This window comes from Agrobacterium sp. a22-2, assembly GCF_012276985.1.
GTDB lineage: Bacteria > Pseudomonadota > Alphaproteobacteria > Rhizobiales > Rhizobiaceae > Allorhizobium.
In genome coordinates, this window is the sequence record NZ_JAAXMM010000014.1 from 71,364 (window position 1) to 90,413 (window position 19,050).

Annotated in this window: 18 protein-coding genes; 13 read left to right on the forward strand and 5 right to left on the reverse strand. The window is 62.6% G+C overall.

What is annotated here, in order from left to right; genetic code table 11:
- Nucleotides 1–52 precede the first annotated feature (52 nt).
- The 4 genes from HFC70_RS20535 to HFC70_RS20550 are packed head-to-tail and all read right to left on the reverse strand — an operon-like array spanning nt 53 to nt 4,262.
- Entirely contained in the window at nt 53–1,291 is a 1,239-nt protein-coding gene (locus tag HFC70_RS20535; protein WP_168475157.1) for an ABC transporter substrate-binding protein, read from the reverse strand.
- A gap of 35 nt (nt 1,292–1,326) precedes the next feature.
- Nucleotides 1,327–2,187: a carbohydrate ABC transporter permease gene (locus HFC70_RS20540; RefSeq protein ID WP_168475158.1), complete on the reverse strand. Its 861-nt coding sequence runs from the start codon at nt 2,185–2,187 to the stop codon at nt 1,327–1,329.
- The gene (locus tag HFC70_RS20545) at nt 2,187–3,068 is read right to left on the reverse strand and encodes a carbohydrate ABC transporter permease (protein ID WP_168475159.1); all 882 of its coding nucleotides are present in this window, start codon (nt 3,066–3,068) and stop codon (nt 2,187–2,189) included. Before HFC70_RS20545 ends, HFC70_RS20540 begins: the two co-directional genes overlap by 1 nt.
- A 12-nt stretch (nt 3,069–3,080) precedes the next feature.
- Nucleotides 3,081–4,262: a Gfo/Idh/MocA family protein gene (locus HFC70_RS20550; RefSeq protein ID WP_168475160.1), complete on the reverse strand. Its 1,182-nt coding sequence runs from the start codon at nt 4,260–4,262 to the stop codon at nt 3,081–3,083.
- 541 nt (nt 4,263–4,803) lie between these two features.
- Here HFC70_RS20550 and HFC70_RS20555 point away from each other — a divergent pair.
- The 11 genes from HFC70_RS20555 to HFC70_RS20605 all read left to right on the forward strand — a co-directional run bounded on the left by HFC70_RS20555 (nt 4,804) and on the right by HFC70_RS20605 (nt 15,624).
- A complete protein-coding gene (locus tag HFC70_RS20555; RefSeq protein ID WP_368669764.1) occupies nt 4,804–5,556 on the forward strand; it encodes a GntR family transcriptional regulator in 753 nt (250 codons plus the stop codon).
- A gap of 30 nt (nt 5,557–5,586) precedes the next feature.
- A complete protein-coding gene (locus HFC70_RS20560) occupies nt 5,587–6,609 on the forward strand; it encodes an SIS domain-containing protein (protein WP_168475162.1) in 1,023 nt (340 codons plus the stop codon).
- The gene (gene nagA, locus HFC70_RS20565; RefSeq protein WP_168475163.1) at nt 6,606–7,763 is read left to right on the forward strand and encodes an N-acetylglucosamine-6-phosphate deacetylase; all 1,158 of its coding nucleotides are present in this window, start codon (nt 6,606–6,608) and stop codon (nt 7,761–7,763) included. Before HFC70_RS20560 ends, nagA begins: the two co-directional genes overlap by 4 nt.
- 22 nt (nt 7,764–7,785) lie before the next feature.
- The gene (locus HFC70_RS20570) at nt 7,786–8,703 is read left to right on the forward strand and encodes an ROK family protein (protein ID WP_168475164.1); all 918 of its coding nucleotides are present in this window, start codon (nt 7,786–7,788) and stop codon (nt 8,701–8,703) included.
- A gap of 154 nt (nt 8,704–8,857) precedes the next feature.
- A complete protein-coding gene (locus tag HFC70_RS20575) occupies nt 8,858–9,748 on the forward strand; it encodes a transglutaminase family protein (RefSeq protein WP_168475165.1) in 891 nt (296 codons plus the stop codon).
- Nucleotides 9,749–9,848: 100 nt separating this feature from the next.
- Complete coding sequence (locus HFC70_RS20580; RefSeq protein ID WP_168475166.1) at nt 9,849–10,661, forward strand: transglutaminase family protein; 813 nt, start codon at nt 9,849–9,851, stop codon at nt 10,659–10,661.
- Between the two features lie 148 nt (nt 10,662–10,809).
- Nucleotides 10,810–11,955, forward strand: coding sequence for an extracellular solute-binding protein (locus HFC70_RS20585; RefSeq protein ID WP_168475167.1), 1,146 nt, complete (start codon nt 10,810–10,812; stop codon nt 11,953–11,955).
- Nucleotides 11,955–12,848: an ABC transporter permease gene (locus HFC70_RS20590; RefSeq protein WP_168475168.1), complete on the forward strand. Its 894-nt coding sequence runs from the start codon at nt 11,955–11,957 to the stop codon at nt 12,846–12,848. The genes HFC70_RS20585 and HFC70_RS20590 overlap by 1 nt, the downstream gene beginning before the upstream one ends.
- The gene (locus HFC70_RS20595; RefSeq protein WP_168475169.1) at nt 12,845–13,672 is read left to right on the forward strand and encodes an ABC transporter permease; all 828 of its coding nucleotides are present in this window, start codon (nt 12,845–12,847) and stop codon (nt 13,670–13,672) included. The genes HFC70_RS20590 and HFC70_RS20595 overlap by 4 nt, the downstream gene beginning before the upstream one ends.
- A gap of 43 nt (nt 13,673–13,715) precedes the next feature.
- Nucleotides 13,716–14,798 (forward strand): ABC transporter ATP-binding protein, encoded by a 1,083-nt coding sequence (locus HFC70_RS20600; RefSeq protein WP_168475170.1) that lies wholly within the window; start codon nt 13,716–13,718, stop codon nt 14,796–14,798.
- Nucleotides 14,791–15,624: a glycerophosphodiester phosphodiesterase family protein gene (locus HFC70_RS20605; RefSeq protein ID WP_210259361.1), complete on the forward strand. Its 834-nt coding sequence runs from the start codon at nt 14,791–14,793 to the stop codon at nt 15,622–15,624. Before HFC70_RS20600 ends, HFC70_RS20605 begins: the two co-directional genes overlap by 8 nt.
- 9 nt (nt 15,625–15,633) lie before the next feature.
- Here the strand turns inward: HFC70_RS20605 and HFC70_RS20610 are convergent, their stop codons facing one another.
- Entirely contained in the window at nt 15,634–16,464 is an 831-nt protein-coding gene (locus HFC70_RS20610; protein WP_168475172.1) for an inositol monophosphatase family protein, read from the reverse strand.
- A 243-nt stretch (nt 16,465–16,707) separates the two neighbouring features.
- On the opposite strand from HFC70_RS20610, the gene HFC70_RS20615 reads away from it, so the two are divergent.
- The gene (locus tag HFC70_RS20615; protein WP_168475173.1) at nt 16,708–17,439 is read left to right on the forward strand and encodes a FadR/GntR family transcriptional regulator; all 732 of its coding nucleotides are present in this window, start codon (nt 16,708–16,710) and stop codon (nt 17,437–17,439) included.
- 99 nt (nt 17,440–17,538) lie between these two features.
- Nucleotides 17,539–19,047, forward strand: a complete 1,509-nt coding sequence (locus tag HFC70_RS20620; protein WP_168475174.1) for an ABC transporter substrate-binding protein — start codon at nt 17,539–17,541, stop codon at nt 19,045–19,047.
- Nucleotides 19,048–19,050: the final 3 nt, after the last annotated feature.

Sequence of the window (19,050 nt, forward strand, 5' to 3'; positions counted from 1 at the left end):
GATGGAAAATGTGCCGCGGACCCGTTCAGGCCCGCGGCTGCAATCACAAGGCTTACTTGTATTCCTCGATGGCAGCGGAGGCCTTCTTCAAGGCTTCCTCAGGCGTGGCCTTGTCGGTCACGACCGACTGAACCATCTCGATCATGGCATTCTGGAAGCCCTTGTAGTCCTTGAACAGGGGCTCCGGACCGCCGAAGGCGATGCCGTCGATGAACGGCTTCCACGACGGATCGGCCTTGACGAATTCGTCGACCTTGGCAGACGGACGCAGCGGGGTCAGGCCGGCGCCGCCCTGCAGCTCGTATTCGCCCTGCGGACCCGGCGAGGTGATGTACTTGGCGAATTCCGCCGCCTTTTCCTCGACGCCGGTGCCCTTGAAGATCGCCAGGCTGTCGGTGATGAGCAGCGTGCCTTCGCCCTTGGCGGAGGGGCCGAGCGGCAGGGCAGCAACACCCCAGTTGATCTTGGTGTCCTTCAGGCGGGCCGCAGCACCGGAACCGGCCTGGATCATGCCGACCTTGCCATCGAGGAAGATGGCGCGGATTTCGTTCTGCTCGTAGGCAGTCGCCCCTTCGACGGAGTAAGGCGTGATGTCCTTGTAGGCCTGCAGGGCTGCCAGGACTTCAGGGCTGTCCATGACGATCTTGTCGCCATCGATGACCTTGCCGTTGTTGGTGTAAACCCAGTGCATGAACTGGTGCATGGTATTGTCGAAGGTCTTGGCGGGCAGACCGTAGCCGGCAATGCCGGTCTTTTCCTTGATCGCCTTGGCATAGGCGATTTCGTCAGCCCAGGTCTTCGGCGGGGTTTCCGGGTCGAGGCCGGCCTGCTTGAACAGGTCCTTGTTCCAGTACAGCGCCTTGGTCGAGAAGGCGACCGGTACGCCCCACTGGTTGCCGTCGAAGGTGACGGTATCGACGATGTTCGGATAGTAGCTCGCCTTCTCCTCATCGGTCATTGGCACCGGAACGATCAGGTCGTTCTCCGCGAATTCCTTCAGGGTACGCGAACCGACATAGGCCATGCCGACCGGATTGCCGGCCGCGGCAAGCGTGGTCGCCTTGTCCTGGCACTGTTCCCAGCCGACGACTTCAGGCTTGATCTTCCAGCCGGCGTTCTGGCCTTCCCATTCCTTGATGTATTTCTCGTGGATCGGGTCGATCTTGTCGCCGCAATAGATCCAGCTGATTTCCTGGTCGGCGGCTTCAGCAACCGTGGCGGTCATGGTGCCGAGGGCGGTAGAGCCGAGCAAGGCCAGGGCGAAAAGCCCCGTCTTGAAATGTTGTGTCATGTTTAAGCTCCCGTTTTTTCTCTGGTGGTTGACGTTTATTGTTTCACCGCGCCGGCGGTCAGCCCGCTGACGAGATAGCGTTGCAGGAAGAAGATCGCGATCACGGCCGGCGCAATGCCGACGAAGCTGGCGGCCATGAGTTCGTTCCAGATCACTTCCTGGCGGCCGAAATACGCAAACAGCCCGACCGGCAGCGGCGCATATTCGGTTTTGGAATTGAAGGTCAGCGCATAGATGAATTGCTGGGCATAGGACTCGATGAAGGACGAGATGGCGACCACCACGATGCCGGGCATGGCAATCGGAATGATGACGCGGCGCAGCGTATAGAAATAGCTGGCGCCGTCGACATGGGCCGCCTCGTCCAGTTCGCGCGGGATGCGCTTCATATAGGCGAGCAGCAGCCAGATCCCGGTCGGAATGATAAAGGCGACGCCCGGCACGATCATCGCCAGATAGGTGTTGAGCACGCCCATCGAGCGCATCAGCCGGAAGAGCGGGATCAGCAGCACGGCACCGGAAAACATCTTGACCGCGAGAAAGGCGCCCAGCAGCAGGCCCGCGCCGCGAAACTCGAAGCGGGCGAAGGCATAGGCCGCCGGAACGACGAGCACCAGCACGATGATCGTCACGATGGACGAGATGAAGAACGAGTTGAAGATATAGCGCGCAAAACCCGGCACGCTCACCCACATGGTGCGATAGGCCTCGAAGGAACCGTTTTCCGGAATGAACCGATAGGGCGAGGAAAACAGTTGGGCGAGCGGCTTCAACGACACCAGGAAGCCTTCGACGAAGGGCGCCAGCACGAATGTCAGGAAAACCAGGATGCCGGCATAGATGCCGATCAGCTCGTACCAGGTGTAACGGTTGATCAGAATGGCGGGTTCTCTCATCACTTGTCTCCGGCGGAAAGGCGGCTGGTCACGCGGAAGTAGCAGACGCAGAAGATCGACAGGAAGATGCAGATCAGCACGGCGCGGGCGGCTCCTTCGCCATATTTGTTGGAGCCGATCGCCGTCCGGTAGGTGTCGATGATCATCGTCGTCGTCTCGCCGGTCGGACCGCCGCGGGTGAGGATCCAGATGATGTCGAAGGAATTGAAGGTCGAGATCAGCGACAGCATCGACATAGTGATCATCGACGGCAGAAGAAGCGGAAGCGTGATGCGGCGGAAGCGATAGAAACGGCCGGCGCCGTCCGTCCAGGCGGCCTCATAGAGATCCTGCGGGATCGCCTGCATGGCGGCCAGAAGATAAAGCGTGACCATCGGCACGCCGATCCACACGTCGGTGATGACGGTGGCCCAGAAGGCCGTCGACCCCTGCGCCAGGAAGGCGATCGGACTATCGACCATGCCGAGGCGCTGCATCATGCCGGAAATCATGCCGAACTGGCCGTTGTACATCCAGCCCCACATGAAGATGCCGATCGCCATGGGCACGATCCAGGGCGGCATGGTCAGCACGCGAAACAGCGCCCGGCCCGGGACGGCGGCATTGAGCATCGTCGCCCCAAATGTGCCGATCAGCATCTTGATGGAGACAGAGAAGAAGGTCCAGACGAAGGTGCGGATGATGACTTCGGCGAAGGTGGCGTTGAAGATCTTCGAATAATTGTTCCAGCCGACCCAGTTCGTGGTCTTCTTCAGCGACGCATCGGTAAAGGACAGAATGAAGGTATCGACCAGCGGATAGGCAACGATCGCCACCACATAGAGGAGCGCCGGCGCCAGCAGGATCCAGGCAAAGATGATGGCGCTTCTGCTGCCTCGCATTGCCCGCCTCCCTTACGCGGATTTCGCCTGCGGGGCGGCGGCCGTCCCATGCAGAGCGGCATCATACTGTTCCCAGACCGGCTTCAGGTCGACGACCTTGCGGCCGTGGCGGGCCTGGTCCATGGCCAGCGCCAGAATGCCTGCCTCCAGCGCATCGAGTGCCGAGACCGGCAGCGGCGCGCCTTGCATCACATGGGCCAGAACGTCTTCCGCCATCTGCTCGTCCGCTCCGTAATGGTGGGACAGCGCCGACGGGGCGGAATAGGTATTGGAGATCACCTTCTCATTGGTGCGGGCATTGTGCACATCCATGAAACCGCGCACGAAATCGCCTTCCGCCATGCCCTTGGAGCCGACGACGCAGAAGCGGCGGAACTGGTCGGGTACATTCAGATTGGTGTGGAAGGTCATCGACACGCCGTTATCGTATTCGACGATCGCGGTCTGGTAGTCGATGATATCGCCGTCGCTGTCGAAGACCTTGTCGGAGCCCATCCAGCCGCTCGGCTTACGATGGTAGACTTCCATGTCGTTGATGCCGTCGTTGACCGGCGCGTTCGACGGAACAAAGCTCTTGCGGCCGCCGAAGCTTGCGACATAGCGCGGCCGTGTGCCCACGACGCCATTGTAGAGGTCGAGATCGTGGCAGCATTTTTCCAGCATGAAGCTGCCGGAATAATGCTCATAGCGCCGCCAGTCGCGCATGAAGAAGGCGCCGTGATAGGGCTCGATATGCTCGGACGCCTCGATCGAGACGATCTCGCCGAGCTGGCCCTCGGCCTGCGCCTTTTTGAGGTCGCGATAGAGCGGCGAATAGCGCAGGACCAGGCCCACCAGCAGGCGATCGTGGCCATGCTGATGCAGCAATGCGGCGAGGGCGAAACTTTCCTCGATCGACACGACGATCGGCTTCTCGGTAAACACCGTCAGCCCGGCCTCCAGGCCGATGCGGATATGCTCGAGATGCAGGTGATTGGGAGAGCCGATCATCAGAAGATCGAAGGTCTCGCCGGCAATCAGCTCTTGCGGAGTGGCATAGACCTTGCCAGCAGAGATACCGAGTTCGGTCAGGCCTGGCAGACCGGCCGGCGCCGGATCAACATAGCCGACGATCTCGAAATCAGGATCGATGTCCTTCAGCACGCGACCAAGATAGCCGAGACGGAATCCGAGCCCAATAATGCCGACTTTCATACTGCCAGTTCCCTGTTTTTTCGTAATTTATTTTCGCAGACTGTTGGAATTTTCAAACTTCGTCAACTGAAAATCCAAATTCAGCCGCGCGCATGAAAACCATTTTCATAACTTAACGCAACTCGCCCCGCAGCGCGGCCCTCGATCGCCAGGCGCTTCCCGGCGCCCCGGTCGACAAGGCGAGACCCGAACCCTACCGAGCGCCAAGACCGAAGGACTGCCATACGGCCCCACGCCTTCAGCCACGCATTACAGAAACAATACCAAAAAAATGCCAATCGTCCAGAAAGATTCGTTAACACTCTAAAAATTTTTCAGGCAACGCTAAAAATGGCCGGTCGACGGTCACTTACGGTTAAATTAGATCACCTTCCTGAAAAATATTTGCCTTTTTGGTATCGTGTTGGTATCGTCCAAAAAAATCAACCGCGGAGGATCCGGATATGGAAGGCAGGCAGAACCGACCATTCGTTAACGATTCCGGGCCGATAGCCAGCACGGTCGATGATGCCCTCCACTGCACGGCCAGCCGGAGATGCCGGTGAGCGATGCGCTGCTTCTGTCCCGTCTTCAGACCGCAGGCGGCGGGCCGCTTTACGTCAAACTGAAACACGCCATCGAGGATGCGGTGCGCAGCGGCCGGCTGAAGCATGGCGACGCCCTGCCGGCCGAGCGGGACATTGCGGACGACGCAGCCATCAGCCGGGTCACCGTGCGCAAGGCGATCGACGACTTGGTGCAGGACGGCTTGCTTGTGCGCCGTCGCGGCTCGGGCACATTCGTCGTCAAGCCCGTACCCCGCATGCAGCAGCCGCTGACGCAATTGACCTCGTTTACCGAGGACATGCGCCGTCGCGGCATGGTGGCCAGTTCGCGCTGGCTGGAGCGCGGCCTGTTCTATCCGACGCCGGAAGAAACCATGATGCTCGGGCTTGGCGGCACGGCGCAGGTGGCGCGCATCCTGCGCGTCCGGCTCGCCAACGACCTGCCGATCGCACTGGAGCGCACCAGCCTGCCGGACGATATCCTGAGCGATCCGCAGATCATCGAGGATTCGCTCTATCAGGCACTGGCCGCTCAAGACATCCGGCCGGTCCGCGCCAACCAGCGCATTTCCGCCTGCCTTCTGACGGAAGAGGAAACCGTGCTGCTCGGCGTTCCGCCGGGCTCGGCCGCCCTGTCGGTGCAGCGCATCGCCTATCTCGACACCGGCCGGGTGATGGAGGTGTCGCGGGCGCTTTATCGCAGCGATGCCTATGACCTCGTCGCAGAACTGACCATCGGATCTCCGTAATTCTCTCCTTCCTTCCAGAAAGCCTTTTCAATGCCCACAACCATGCGACAGGAAATCGACGAGATCCCGCAGGCCGCCGCCCGTCTGCTCGACCAATCGGCCGCCGCGATCCGCCAGGCAGGTGCCGCGCTGCGAGCGCGCGATCCGAATGTCGTCGTCACGGTCGCCCGCGGCTCCTCCGATCATGCCGCGCACTTTCTCAAATACGCGATCGAGCTGCAGTTCGGCATTCCCGTCGCCTCGCTCGGGCCGTCGCTTGCCTCGATCTACGAGACGCCTCTGCGGCTCGAACGGGCCGCCGCCATCGCCGTCTCGCAGTCCGGCGCCAGCCCGGATATCGTCGCGATGACCCATGCAGCCCGCGAAGGTGGCGCGCTGACGCTGGCGCTGGTCAACACCCTGCCCTCGCCGCTCGGCAATGCCGCTACGCTTGCGATCGACATCAAGGCCGGACCGGAAATCGCTGTCGCCGCCACCAAGAGCTTCGTCAACTCCGCCGCCGCCGGCCTTGCGATCCTCGCCGAATGGAGCCAGGATCAGGCCTTGCTTTCTGCCGTCGCCGCTTTGCCCGATCATCTGTCGGCAGCGCTTGCGCTGGACTGGAGCGCCCTGGTCGCCCCCCTGACCTCGGCACAATCCCTCTACATGCTGGGCCGAGGTCCGGCGCTGGCGATTGCCGCCGAAGCGGCGCTGAAATGCAAGGAAACCTGCGAGCTGCATGCCGAGGCCTATTCCTCGGCCGAGGTGCTGCACGGCCCGGTCTCGCTGGTGGCGCCGGCCTTCCCGGTTCTGGCCTTCGCCGCCCGCGACAAAGCGGAAGCCTCGGTCGCCGAAATCGCCTCCAGCCTGGCCGCCAAGAATGCCGATATCTACATTACTTCGGCAAAAGGCGCCGGCGTCACCCACCTGCCGCATATCGCCACGGGCCATGCCTTTACCGATGCGCTGGCGCTGATCGTGCCCTATTACGGCATGGTCGAACAGCTGTCGCGCGCTCGCGGGTTCAATCCGGATGCGCCAGTGGCTTTGAAGAAGGTAACAGAGACCAAATGACTGCCCCGTTTGCCCTGACCGGCGCCCGCATCTTCACCGGCGAGACCTTTCTGGAGGGCCACGCCCTCGTGATCGAGGACGGCCGCATCCTGGCGCTGCAGCCGCTCAGTGACCTTGCGCCTGATGTACCGCGCCTGCCGGTCGACGGCCAGATCATCGTGCCGGGCTTCATCGACCTGCAGGTCAATGGCGGCGGCGGCGTGCTGCTCAACAACGACCCGAGCGAAGGGGGCATCCGCCGCATCTGCTCGGCCCATGCCCGTTTCGGCACGACAGCCCTGCTGCCGACCCTGATTACCGACGGGCCCGACATCAAGACGCAGGCCATCGAGGCCGGCACAGCGGCTTTTGCCCATCGCGTGCCGGGCTATCTCGGCCTGCATCTGGAAGGCCCGCATCTGTCCAAGGCCCGCAAGGGCACCCATGACCCGGACCTCATCCGTCCGATGGAGCAAGCCGATCTCGAGCGGCTGATCGGCAGTTTCGGCCGCTTCGGCAAGGCCCTGATCACTGTTGCGCCCGAAAGCGTAACGCCGGCCCAGGTGACGGCGCTTGCCACAACAGGTTATTGCGTCAGCCTCGGCCACAGCGACGTCACATGCGAAACCGCTCTGTCCTATGCGCAAGCCGGCGCTTCGATGCTCACCCATCTGTTCAACGCCATGAGCCCGCTCACCCATCGCGAGCCCGGCATGGTCGGCGCCGGCCTTTCGAGCGGAAGGCTGCATTGCGGCCTGATCGCCGACGGTTTCCATGTCGATCCGGTCGCCATGGGCATCGCACTGCGCGCCAAGACGGGTCCTGCCCATATCTTCCTCGTCACCGACGCAATGTCGACGATCGGCACCGACGACACCGGACTGGAACTGAACGGCCGGCAGATCTACCGTAAGGGCGGGCGCCTGACGCTGGCCGACGGAACGCTGGCCGGCGCCGATATCGATATGCTGTCTTGCGTTCGCTATGTGCATGAAAAACTGGGCCTGCCGCTGGAAGAAGCGCTGCGCATGGCCTCGGCCTATCCGGCCGACGCGATCAGCGCGACGACCAAGGGGCACTTGAGAGCGGGCTACGACGCCGATTTCGTGTTGCTGTCGCCGGATCTTGCCCTTCACTCGACCTGGATCGGCGGTGTATCCGTCCATCAAGCCTAGTTTACAGCCGGAGCCGGACACAATGATCGTTTGTTTCGATATCGGCGGCACTGCCATCAAGGGTGCGGTGGCCTACGCTCCCGACGATATCCGCGCCTTTCCGCGCCGGCCGACGCCCGGCGATGATTTCGCTGCCTTCGTCGAGACGCTGCGGGCGGTGATTGCCGAAAGCGGCGGCACGCCGGCCTGCGTGTCGATTTCGATTGCCGGCGTCATCGATCCCGACACGCACCGGGCGATCGTCGCCAATATTCCCTGCATCCACGGCCGGACGCTGGCCGCCGACCTGACAGAGGCACTCGGCCTGCCGGTGATCGTCGCCAACGACGCCGATTGTTTCGCCATTGCCGAGGCCAGCATCGGTGCCGGCCAGGGCCATCGCGTCGTCTTCGGCGCCATCATGGGTTCCGGCGTTGGTGGCGGCCTCGTCATCGACGGCAAGCTGATCAATTCCGACGGTGGCTTTGCCGGCGAATGGGGTCATGGACCAGTGGCTGCAACGACGGCTGGCCACCCGCCAGTCTCGATCCCGCCCATCCCATGCGGTTGCGGCCTGAAAGGCTGTGTCGACGCCACCTGCAGCGCACGCGGCATGGAAAAACTGCACAGCTTCCTGCACGGCGAGACCTTCACCAGCGAGGAGATCATTTCGGCCTGGCAGAACGGCGATCCGATGGCGGCGCGCACCATCGAAATCCTGGTCGATATCATCGCCTCGCCCTTGGCGCTGGTCATCAACGTCACCGGTGCCACCATCGTCCCGGTCGGCGGCGGGCTGTCCAACTCCCCCGAATTGCTTGAGGCGATCGACACGGCGGTGAAAGCGCGCATTCTGAGGCGCTTCGATCGGCCGCTGGTCGTGCCGGCCACCTGTCGGGTCGAGCCCGGCCTGATCGGCGCAGCCCTGCTCGGCCTTCGCGTCAGCGGTGAAGCGCCCTGACATTCAAAACAATTTTACGACAGCGCGTGTGCAGCCCGTTTTTAACATGCTAGACTTTTAGCATCTGCAGCATTGCAGCCACCACGTCACCACACACGCCCGATCAGACCATCGACGCGGCGCAGTCCTAATGCGACGCGGAGCCATAGTATTCATGACGATCTTCTCGGTCAGACATGTCACTGCCTACCAGTACCGGCGCCCGGTGGAATTCGGCGAGCATCGGCTGATGTTTCGCCCGCGCGACAGCTTCGATCAACGCCTGCTGGATGTCTCCATCAAGGTCGATCCGGAGCCGAGTTATATTCGCTGGATCCATGACGTGTTCGGCAATTGCGTGGCGCTTGTCGGGATTTCGAAGCCCGCCAAGGAGCTGCGCTTCGAGACCCATATCCGTCTCGACCATACCCCGCATCTGGCGCTCGACCTGCAGATCGACGAAGACGCCAAGACCTATCCCTTTGCCTATGAGCCGGACGAAATCGCCGATCTCGAACAGACGATCAAGCGCCATTGCCCCGACCCGGACGACGCCGTCGGCCGCTGGGTGCGCCAGTTCGTGGCGATCGGTCAGCCGACGGAAACCGGCCATCTCCTGATGACCCTGTGCAACGGCATCCATGAAAGCTTCGCTTATGCAAGGCGCCTCGAGCGCGGCACACAACTGCCGCTGGAAACGTTGAAACTGCGCCGCGGCACGTGTCGCGACTTCGCGCTTTTGATGATGGAAGCAGCCCGCGCCCTTGGCCTCGCTGCCCGCTTCGTTACCGGTTATATCTATGTCCCGGATCGCGACGGCTCCACGACGCTGGGCGGCGGATCGACTCATGCCTGGTGCCAGGTCTATCTGCCGGGTGCCGGCTGGGTGGAATTCGATCCGACCAACGGCATCGTCGGCAATCGCGACCTGATCCGGGTGGCCGTGGCCCGCACGCCCCATCAGGCCATCCCGCTCTACGGCAGTTACGATGGCGAAGCCGAAGATTTCGACGACATGTCCGTGCAGGTCAACGTGACCACCGAGCGTACGGTCGAAGAATTATGACAAGACGATGCGCCGGCGGTGGAACCGCCGTCACATCAGCAGCGTTCTCGATCAGCCCACGCCTTTTTGGCCGGCACATCTCTCAATAAAAGGATATCCGATGAAGATACGTGCCGGGTTCACATTGCAATATGAATGCCCCCAGCCGACCGCCATGCTGCTCGTGCTGAACATTCACCCCTCTCGGCGCATCGACCTCCTGAGCGATCAGGTCCTGACCTTCGACCAGCCGATCGAGGCGGTCGGCTATATCGACGGTTTCGGCAATGCCTGCTCGCGCATCGTCGCGCCGCGCGGCCTGACGACGATCAAGACCGATTTCGAGATCTACGACAGCGGCCAGCCGGACGTGCTGCCGGAGAATGCGGTTCAGCACGACATCAAGGATCTGCCAGACGAGGTGCTGGTGTTTCTGCTCGGCAGCCGCTACTGCGACACCGACCGCCTGGCGGATTTTGCGTGGAAGCAGTTTTCTGACACGCCCCTCGGCTGGCCGCGCGTCAAGGCCATCCTGAATTTCGTGCATCATCACATCACCTTCGACTACCAGAAGGCCGATCCGACCCGCAGTGCATTCGGTGGCTTTACCGACCGGACCGGCGTGTGCCGCGACTTTGCGCATCTCGCCATCACGCTGTGCCGCTGCATGAACATCCCGGCCCGCTACTGCACCGGCTATCTCGGCGATATCGGCGTTCCGGTCGATGTCAATCCCATGGATTTCAGCGCCTGGTTCCAGGTCTATCTCGGCGGTAACTGGCATACGGTCGATGCAAGGCACAACAGGCCGCGCATCGGCCGCATCCTGATGGCGACCGGCCGCGATGCCACCGACGTGGCGCTGTCCACCACCTTCGGCCCGACCACGCTCGCCCATTTCGAAGTGGTGACCGACGAGATCCCGGTGAGCTGAAGGCCGACCGAAACAACCTCTGAAACCTGGCCTCGCGGCGGTTGCAAAACCGTCACGGGCCATCATGCCACTGTCATCAAACCGCGTTAAGCCTCCGCGAATGGCCCCGAGCTTTTAACGGGCGCCCACCCATCCACGGAGAGTACCGATGAACAGACGCGATTTCCTGGTGGCCTCTTCGGCCATTGCCGGCCTTTCGGCCCTGCCCCGTTTCGCCTTTGCCGCCGCTGCCGAAATCAATGTGTATAGCGGTTCGGACGCCAATATCATCGATTTCTGGACCAATACCGTTCTGCCGGCCTTCGCCAAGGTCCACCCGGATCTGGCCGTCAAGCTGACCGATGCCGGCGACAATGCCGGCCTGCGCGCCATCGGCGACCGGGCGCTGGCAGCGCTTGCCGCGAAGTCCGATCCGCAAGCAGACCTGTTTGAACATTTCGATCCACGCCTGCCGGCCGGCGGCATCGAGGCCGGTCTCTGGGTCGAGTTCTCCGACAAGAACATCCCGACCTACGGTCATGTCAATCCGATGGCGATCGACGTGCCGCAGTCGCTGCCCTATCGCGGCTCGCAGGTGCTGCTCGCCTATGACAGCACCAAGCTCGACCCGAAGGACGCGCCGAAGACCTGGGACGCGCTGACCGCCTGGATCAAGGCCAATCCCGGCCAGTTCGTCTACAACCGTCCCGACAAGGGCGGCTCCGGCGGAAATTTCGTCCGCCGCGCCATCCACGAGGCCAATGGCCGCGATCCGTCGAAGTTTACTGTCGGCAACTATACCGCCGAAGCCGGCGAAAAGGCCCTGACGCCGGCTTGGAAGATCCTCAACGACCTGGCCCCCTCGCTCTATGAGAAGGGCGCCTATACCTCGGGCAATTCCCAATCGATCCAACTGCTCGCCCAGGGCGTCGTCACCATGGTGCCGGTCTGGTCCGACCAGGTACTGCAGGCGATCGCCCAGGGCGTTCTGCCGGAAACCACCAAGCTCGTGCAACTCACCGACCTGGCGCTGTGCGGCAACTTTTCGCGCATGACGGTGTTTTCCAACGGCGCCAACAAGGAAGCGGCCCTCAAGCTTGCCGACTTCATGCTGTCGAGCGAGATCCAGTCGGCGATCATCACCGAGCTCGGCGGCTTTCCCGGCGTATCATGGGATCACATCTCCGACGATCTGCGGCAGAAATATGCCGACGTCATTCCAGCTTCGATCCCGACCTTTCCGTCCGGCGACTGGGAAACCAACATCAACGACGGCTGGTACCGCAACGTGGCGCCGGGCCTGGCGCGCGGCTGATGACAGACGCGATCCTGCCGCTGCCGTCCCGCAGCGATAGATCCAGGGCAAGCAGGAGGGGGCTTTCCGGCCTCCTCCTTGTCGCTGTTCCCGTTCTGCTGCTCGGCTGGCTGATCATCTACCCGATCTTTTCCGCCGTCTTCAGCACCCTGTTCACCACCGTGCCGGGGCAAGGCGTGCAGTTCTCCACGGCGTCCTATCGCTTCTTCTTTTCCGACGGCTACAGCCTGCGCAACCTGGGCATCACGCTGTGGACCACGGTCGTCTGCGGCGTATTGCTGCTGCTCGTCGGCCTGCCGATCGCCCTTTACCTGCGTTTTTCCGCCGGTCGGCTTGCCGGCTATGTGCAGGCGCTGGCGATCTTTCCGATGTTCGTGCCGTCGATCATCCTGTCTTACGCACTGATCCGTACCATCGGTCCGAACGGCACCGTCGACATCCTGCTGAACGCCATCGGCCTGCCGAAACTGCCGACACCCTATCTCACCCCTTGGGGTCCGGTGATCGGGCTGGTCTGGGACAACCTGCCGCTCACCGTGCTGATGCTGACGGCTGGACTTGGAGCAATCTCGAACAGCTCGGTCGAGGCTGCCCGCGATGTCGGCGCCGGTCCGCTCCGGGTCTTCTGGCACATCATCCTGCCGCGCATGGGCAATTCGCTGCTGGTGGCCACCTCCTTTGCCATCCTCGGCATCTTTTCCGCCTTCACCCTGCCCTATCTGCTCGGCCCCGCCTCGCCGGAGATGATGGGTCCTTTCATGCAGCGCACCTTCTCCGACATGAACGATCCGCTGAACGCCACCACCCAGGCCGTCATCACCTTCGGCTTCTGCCTGTTCTTCGGTGCCTTCTACGTCTATTCGATCGCCCGTAACCAGGAGAGGCTGCAATGAGCGCCGCCCGCCTGTCGTATCGCCCGCGCCTCGACTGGACGGGGATCGCCTTTGCCGGTCTTTTGACGCTGTTCATCGCCCTGCCGCTGATCGTCGTCGGCACCTGGGCCTTTACCGAGGTCTGGCGCTATCCGTCGGTAATCCCGCAAAAGTTCGGGCTGCGTTTCTGGTCGCTGACGCTCGGGCGATCCGATGTCTGGGAGGCGCTGTTCATCAGCCTCAGGCTGACGGCGACCGTGACGCTCGCTTCAATGATCATCTGCCTGCCGGCGGCATACGCCTTCGCACGGATGAAGTTTCCCGGCCGCGACGTGCTGTTCCTGTCGTTTCTGGCCTCCCATGCCTTTCCGAAATTCGGCCTGCTGGTGGCGATCGCCGCAATCTTCCTGAAGCTCAACCTGATCGCCACCTTCTGGGGCGTGGCGCTGATCCAGCTGGTCGGCACCCTGATGCTGATGATCTGGATTCCGGTCGCGGCCTTCCAGAATGTCGACCGGCGCATGGAAGAGGCGGCGCGCGATGCCGGCGCCGGGCCGCTCCGGGTGTTCTGGTCGATCACCCTGCCACAGGCGGCACCGACGATCTTTGCTGCCGTGCTGCTTACCTTCGTCAGCACCTTCTACGAAACCGAAGGGGCCTGGTTGATCGGTGCGCCGGAGATCCGCACCATGCCGGTGTTGATGATCACCTTCATCAACAACCAGATGGTGGTGCAATACGGCGCTGTGCTCTCGGTCATGCTCTGGGTACCGTCCTTCGTGGCGCTGATGTTCGCCCGCAAGGTGATCGGCACCGGCGCCTTTGCCAGGGGTTTCGGCGCGTGAGCTGGAACCTTACCTTTCGAACTGAAGACAAGAGTGAAACGCCATGGCCCGTCTGACCATTGAACATGTCAGCAAGACATTCGCCACGTCCCGCGCCGTCGACGATTTTTCGCTCGACGTCGAGGATGGCGAACTGGTCTGCCTGCTCGGCCCTTCCGGCTCCGGCAAATCGACACTGCTGCGCATGATCGGCGGCTTCGAACAGCCGACCGGCGGGTCGATCCGCATCGACGGACAGGACGTCACCACCCTGCCACCGGAGCGCCGCCCCACCGGCATGGTGTTCCAGAGCCATGCGCTCTGGACCCATATGAATGTCTTCGACAACATCGCCTTCGGCCTGAAGCTGCGGCGGCTCGGCCGCGCCGAAATCAGGCAGCGGGTCGAGGCATCCCTCGAACTGGTCGGCCTCGCCGATTACGGCAGCCGGCAGACCTATCAGCTGTCGGGTGGCCAGCAGCAGCGCGTCGCGCTGGCCCGCTCGCTGGTGCTGGAACCGAAGATCCTGCTTTTGGACGAACCCTTTGCCAGCCTCGACCAGCATCTGCGCGAACGCCTGCGCGAGGAGGTCCGCGACATCCAGCAACGGGTCGGCATCACCACGCTGTTCGTCACCCACGGCCAGGACGAGGCCCTGGCGCTTGCCGACCGGATCGTCGTGATGAAGGACGGCCGGGCCGAGCAGACCGCGCCACCGGATCTGGTCTACCGCGAACCGCAGACCGAATTCGTCGCCGGCTTCATCGGCTCGATGAACTTCATCCGCTCGGAAATCCGCAACGGCCTGTTCCAGCACGGCGATTTCGCCTTGCCGGTCACAGCGTCCGATGGCCCGGCGACGCTTGCCATTCGCCCGGAAGCGTTTAGCCTTTCGCCCTCGCAGCGCGGCGACGCCGCGACGGTCTTGCGCGCCATCGATTTCGGCACCCATCTGATGGTCGACCTGCAACTGTTCGACGGCACGCGGCTGAAGGCGATGACCGAACCGGGATCGGCCTGGACAAAAGGGAGCCGCGCCGCGATCCGCGCCAAGGCCTATACCGTCTATCGCGACAACCGCGTCCTTCAAGCCTCTGCCGCAACGGCTGCAGATCCGGTTCCGACGCGGGACCATGCCCATGCCTGAGGGGATCTTCATCGAGCGTGCCGGTTTCCGCACCTGGCTGAAATGGCATCGCGGCCGGCGCCAGCAGGGCGATATCCCGTTTACCCGCAACCGCATCCTGCAGGGCATGCAGGATGGCGCCAGCGTCGAGATCGATCTCGTCTGCCATGCCGGCGGCGGCTTCGCCGTGCTGCATGACGAGACGCTGGACCGCGACACGACAGGAACGGGCCCCGTGCGCGACGCCAGCGCCGATTATCTGCGCTCGCTCAGCCTGCGCGATGCCAACGGTAACGCCAGTCCCCATCCGGTGCTGCTGCTGGATGATCTCTGTCATTTGCTGCAAGACGTCCACTGCAACCACGACGCCATCCTGCAACTCGACCTCAAGGAAACCGCGGCGAGTTTGAGCGCGGCCGATATCGCAGCCTTTGCAGAGGCCGTTGCGCCGGTTACCGACCGTGTCATCCTATCGGGCGGCGATGCCGTCGCGGTCGAACAACTGCTGGCCGTCGTACCCGACCTCAAGGTCGGCTACGACCCGTGCCATGACGGCGCGGTCGAGCGGCTGATGGAAAGCCGTGATTTCTCCGGCTTCGTCGCCGGCGCGCTCGCTGCGGTTCCCAAGGCCGGGATGATCTATCTGGAAGCCCGGCTGGTGCTGTTCGCGCAGGATCACGGTTATGACCTGGTCAACGCCTTCCACCAGGCCGGCAAACCCATCGACGCCTACACGATCCGAAGGGCGGATGCCGACAGCCTTCCCATGGTGGAACGACTGCTGGCCCTGAAATGCGACCAGATCACCACCGACGATCCGGTCGGCCTGGAGCGCCTGCTGGCTTGACCGCTTCGCTCAAGCGCCGGCAAAACCTTCCAGCAGCCAGGGATGCAGCGCGGCGGTGCCCGCCAGGACGTCGCCATTGCCGGTGATGTCGCCGCCGCGGAACCCCGTGGCCACGCCGCCTGCCTCGCGCAGCAATAACACCGACGCACCATAGTCGTGCATCGACAACCCGTCCTCGAAGAAGCCGTCGAGCCGGCCGCAGGCGACATAGGCGATCGACAGGGCCGCAGAACCCAGGCGCCGCACACCCGCCGTATGGGTCATCAGCCGGCGCAGGGCCTTGAAATAATCCTCCTCGCCGATCGTCTTGACCTGTCCCGGCACCGGCAGGCCGGCGCCGACCAGCACGTTCTCGACATCGTCGACGACGGCACAGATGATCTTCTCGCCGTTGAGATAGGCACCCTTGCCTTCCTCGGCGCTGAACAGCTCGTCCAGCATGCTGTCATAGACCACGCCGCAGGTGATCCGCCCCTGTTCGGCAATGGCGATTGTCATGCCGAAATGCGGGATGCCCCAGGCGAAATTGGTCGTGCCGTCGATCGGGTCGATGTAGATGACCGGCGCATCGGCATCGCCCTTGCGATTGCCGACCGCTTCTTCGCCTTGAATGGCATAATCCGGGAAGGCCGCAACCATATCGTCGACGATCAGCCTTTCCACCGCCACGTCGATTTCCGTCTGATAGTCGCGCGGCGCCTTGGAGAGCATATCGCCGGTATAGCGGCGGGCCAGCGAACGGCGCGCGAGCTCGCCGGCTTGAAGGGCCGCCTGCGCCAGCACGATCAGCCGCGGCGAGGCTTCAGGACCAAGACGGGCGGCGGCGGAAACAGGGGTCATTTCGAATGTCCAGGATTTGTAAGGATAGGATTTGGTTCGGAAAATTGCCGTCGCCGGCCGATATAGCAAGGCGAGATTTGTGAAATTTATGTGTCGGACGACACCCGCCCTGCATCCACAGGCGCGCGCATCATTTGCCCTTTTATTGCGCTCTTTTGAAGCTGCACAAAAAACCATCTTGACCCCAATCGGGATTTGCCCTTGATTGAACCAATCTTAAATTGGTTCGGACCATTCAACGCCATGCCCGACAACCTGCCCACCGAAAATTCCAATTATGCGCTGGAGCGGCTGCGCGATCTGCTGCGCCACGGCGAGATCGGCGACGATGGCAAGCTGCCGACCGAACGCATGCTGTCGGAGAAACTTGGCCTGAGCCGCCGGGCGATCCGCCGGGCACTGGAGGTTCTCGAAGCCGAAGGCGCCATCTGGCGCAAGCAAGGATCCGGCACCTATGTCGGGCAGAAGCCTCACGAGTGGAGCGACCAGCTCGAGACCATTGTGGCTGGAACCAATTTCATGGAGATAATGGAGGTGCGCCTGCGCATCGAGCCGCAGCTGGCGCAGCTGGCGGCCCTTCGCGCCAAGGGCAGCGACATCGACCGCATGCGCGAACTCGCCCAGAAGATCCTCGGCAGCGAGGATGCCGATGCCAAGGAACTCTGGGACGGCGCGCTGCATCGGCAGATCGCTCAGGCCGCCGGCAACCTGCTGTTCCTGTCGATCTTCGATGTCATCAACCGGGTGCGCCAGGACGATGCCTGGCAGGCGATCCGCGAGCGGGCCCGCAGCAGCGCCAACACCATGGGCATTTCCAATGCCCAGCATGCCGCCATCATCGACGCCATTGCCGCACGCGATCCGGCCAAAGCCGGCGAAGCCATGCGCCAGCATCTATTGATGCTGCAGGAGCGGCTGATCCGCCAGACATCCATGGACCATCTGGAGGGCGATCCGCTCGGCAATGTGTCCTGAGACCTGAATTCCGGCTGCGGCCGGGCAATGACCAACGCCGGGGAAACAACCGGCGAGACCCCATGAGAACAGAGAACCAGACCAGAGGATTTGATCACCATGAGAATACTGCCCCGACTTTCCACCCTGCTGCTGGCAAGCGCCCTGCTGGCCACGCCTGCCCTGTCGACCGAGCTTCGCATCGGCCTTCAGGATGATGCCGACGTGCTCGATCCGGCCCAGTCCCGCACCTTCGTCGGCCGCATCGTCTATACCGCCATGTGCGACAAGCTGGTCGATGTATCGCCCGACCTGAAGATCGTGCCGCAGTTGGCCACCGAATGGAATTGGTCGGCCGACGGCAAGGAACTGACCATGAAACTGCGCGAGGGCGTCAAGTTTCATGACGACACGCCACTCAACGCTGCGGCCGTCGTCGCCACTATCGAGCGCAACATGACGCTGCCGGAATCGCGCCGCAAGAGCGAGTTGAGCTCGGTTGCCAAGGTCGAGGCCACCAGCGATTACGAAGTGAAGTTCACCCTGAAGGCGCCCGACGTCACGCTGCTCGCCCAGCTGTCCGACCGCGCCGGCATGATCGTTTCGCCGAAGGCTGCCGCCGAGCTCGGCGCGAATTTCGGCTCCAAGCCGGTCTGCGCCGGCCCGTTCAAATTCGTCGAACGCGTGCAGCAGGACCGCATCGTTCTGGAAAAATTTGCCGACTACTGGGACAAGGACAAGGTGTTTATCGACAAGGTCACCTACCTGCCGATCCCCGACACGACAGTGCGTCTTGCCAACCTGCGCTCCGGCGAACTCGACATGATCGAGCGCCTGGCCGCGACCGATGCCGCATCGGTCAAGGCCGATGACAGCCTCACCTATGCCGACGTCGTCAACATCGGCTACATGGCGCTCTACGTGAATATCGCCAACGGCCCGCGCGCCGACAATCCGCTCGGCAAGGACAAGCGCCTGCGCCAGGCCTTTTCGCTGGCCATCGACCGCGAAGCGCTGAACCAGGTGGTCTATGAAGGCACGGCCGTCGGCGGCAACCAGCCCTTCCCGCCGAACAGCCCGTGGTTCAACAAGGACCTGCCGGTGCCTGTCCGCGACCTTGAAAAGGCGAAAGCCTTGATCAAGGAAGCCGGCTTCGAGCGCGTGCCGATCGAGATGCAGATCCCCAACAATCCGGTTGCCGCCCAGATGATGCAGATCGTCCAGGCGATGGTGGCCGAGGCCGGCTTCGATGTCAGCCTGAAGACCACCGAGTTCGCGACCCTGCTCAGCGAGCAGACCGCCGGCAATTATCAGCTCAGCCGCTCCGATTGGTCCGGCCGCGTCGATCCGGATGGCAACCTGCACCAGTTCGTCACCTGCAAGGGCGGCATCAACGACAGCAAATATTGCAATCCCGAAGTCGATACGCTGCTGAACGAAGCGCGCGCCTCCACAGACCAGGCTGTGCGCAAGCAGAAATACGATGCTGCGGGCAAGATCCTCAACGAAGACCTGCCGGTCATCTATCTCGGCCACCAGTCGTGGATCTGGGCATCCAAGAAAGAAGTCACCGGCTTCGTGCCCTCGCCGGACGGCATGATCCGCCTGCTCGGCGTCAAGAAGGGCTGATCA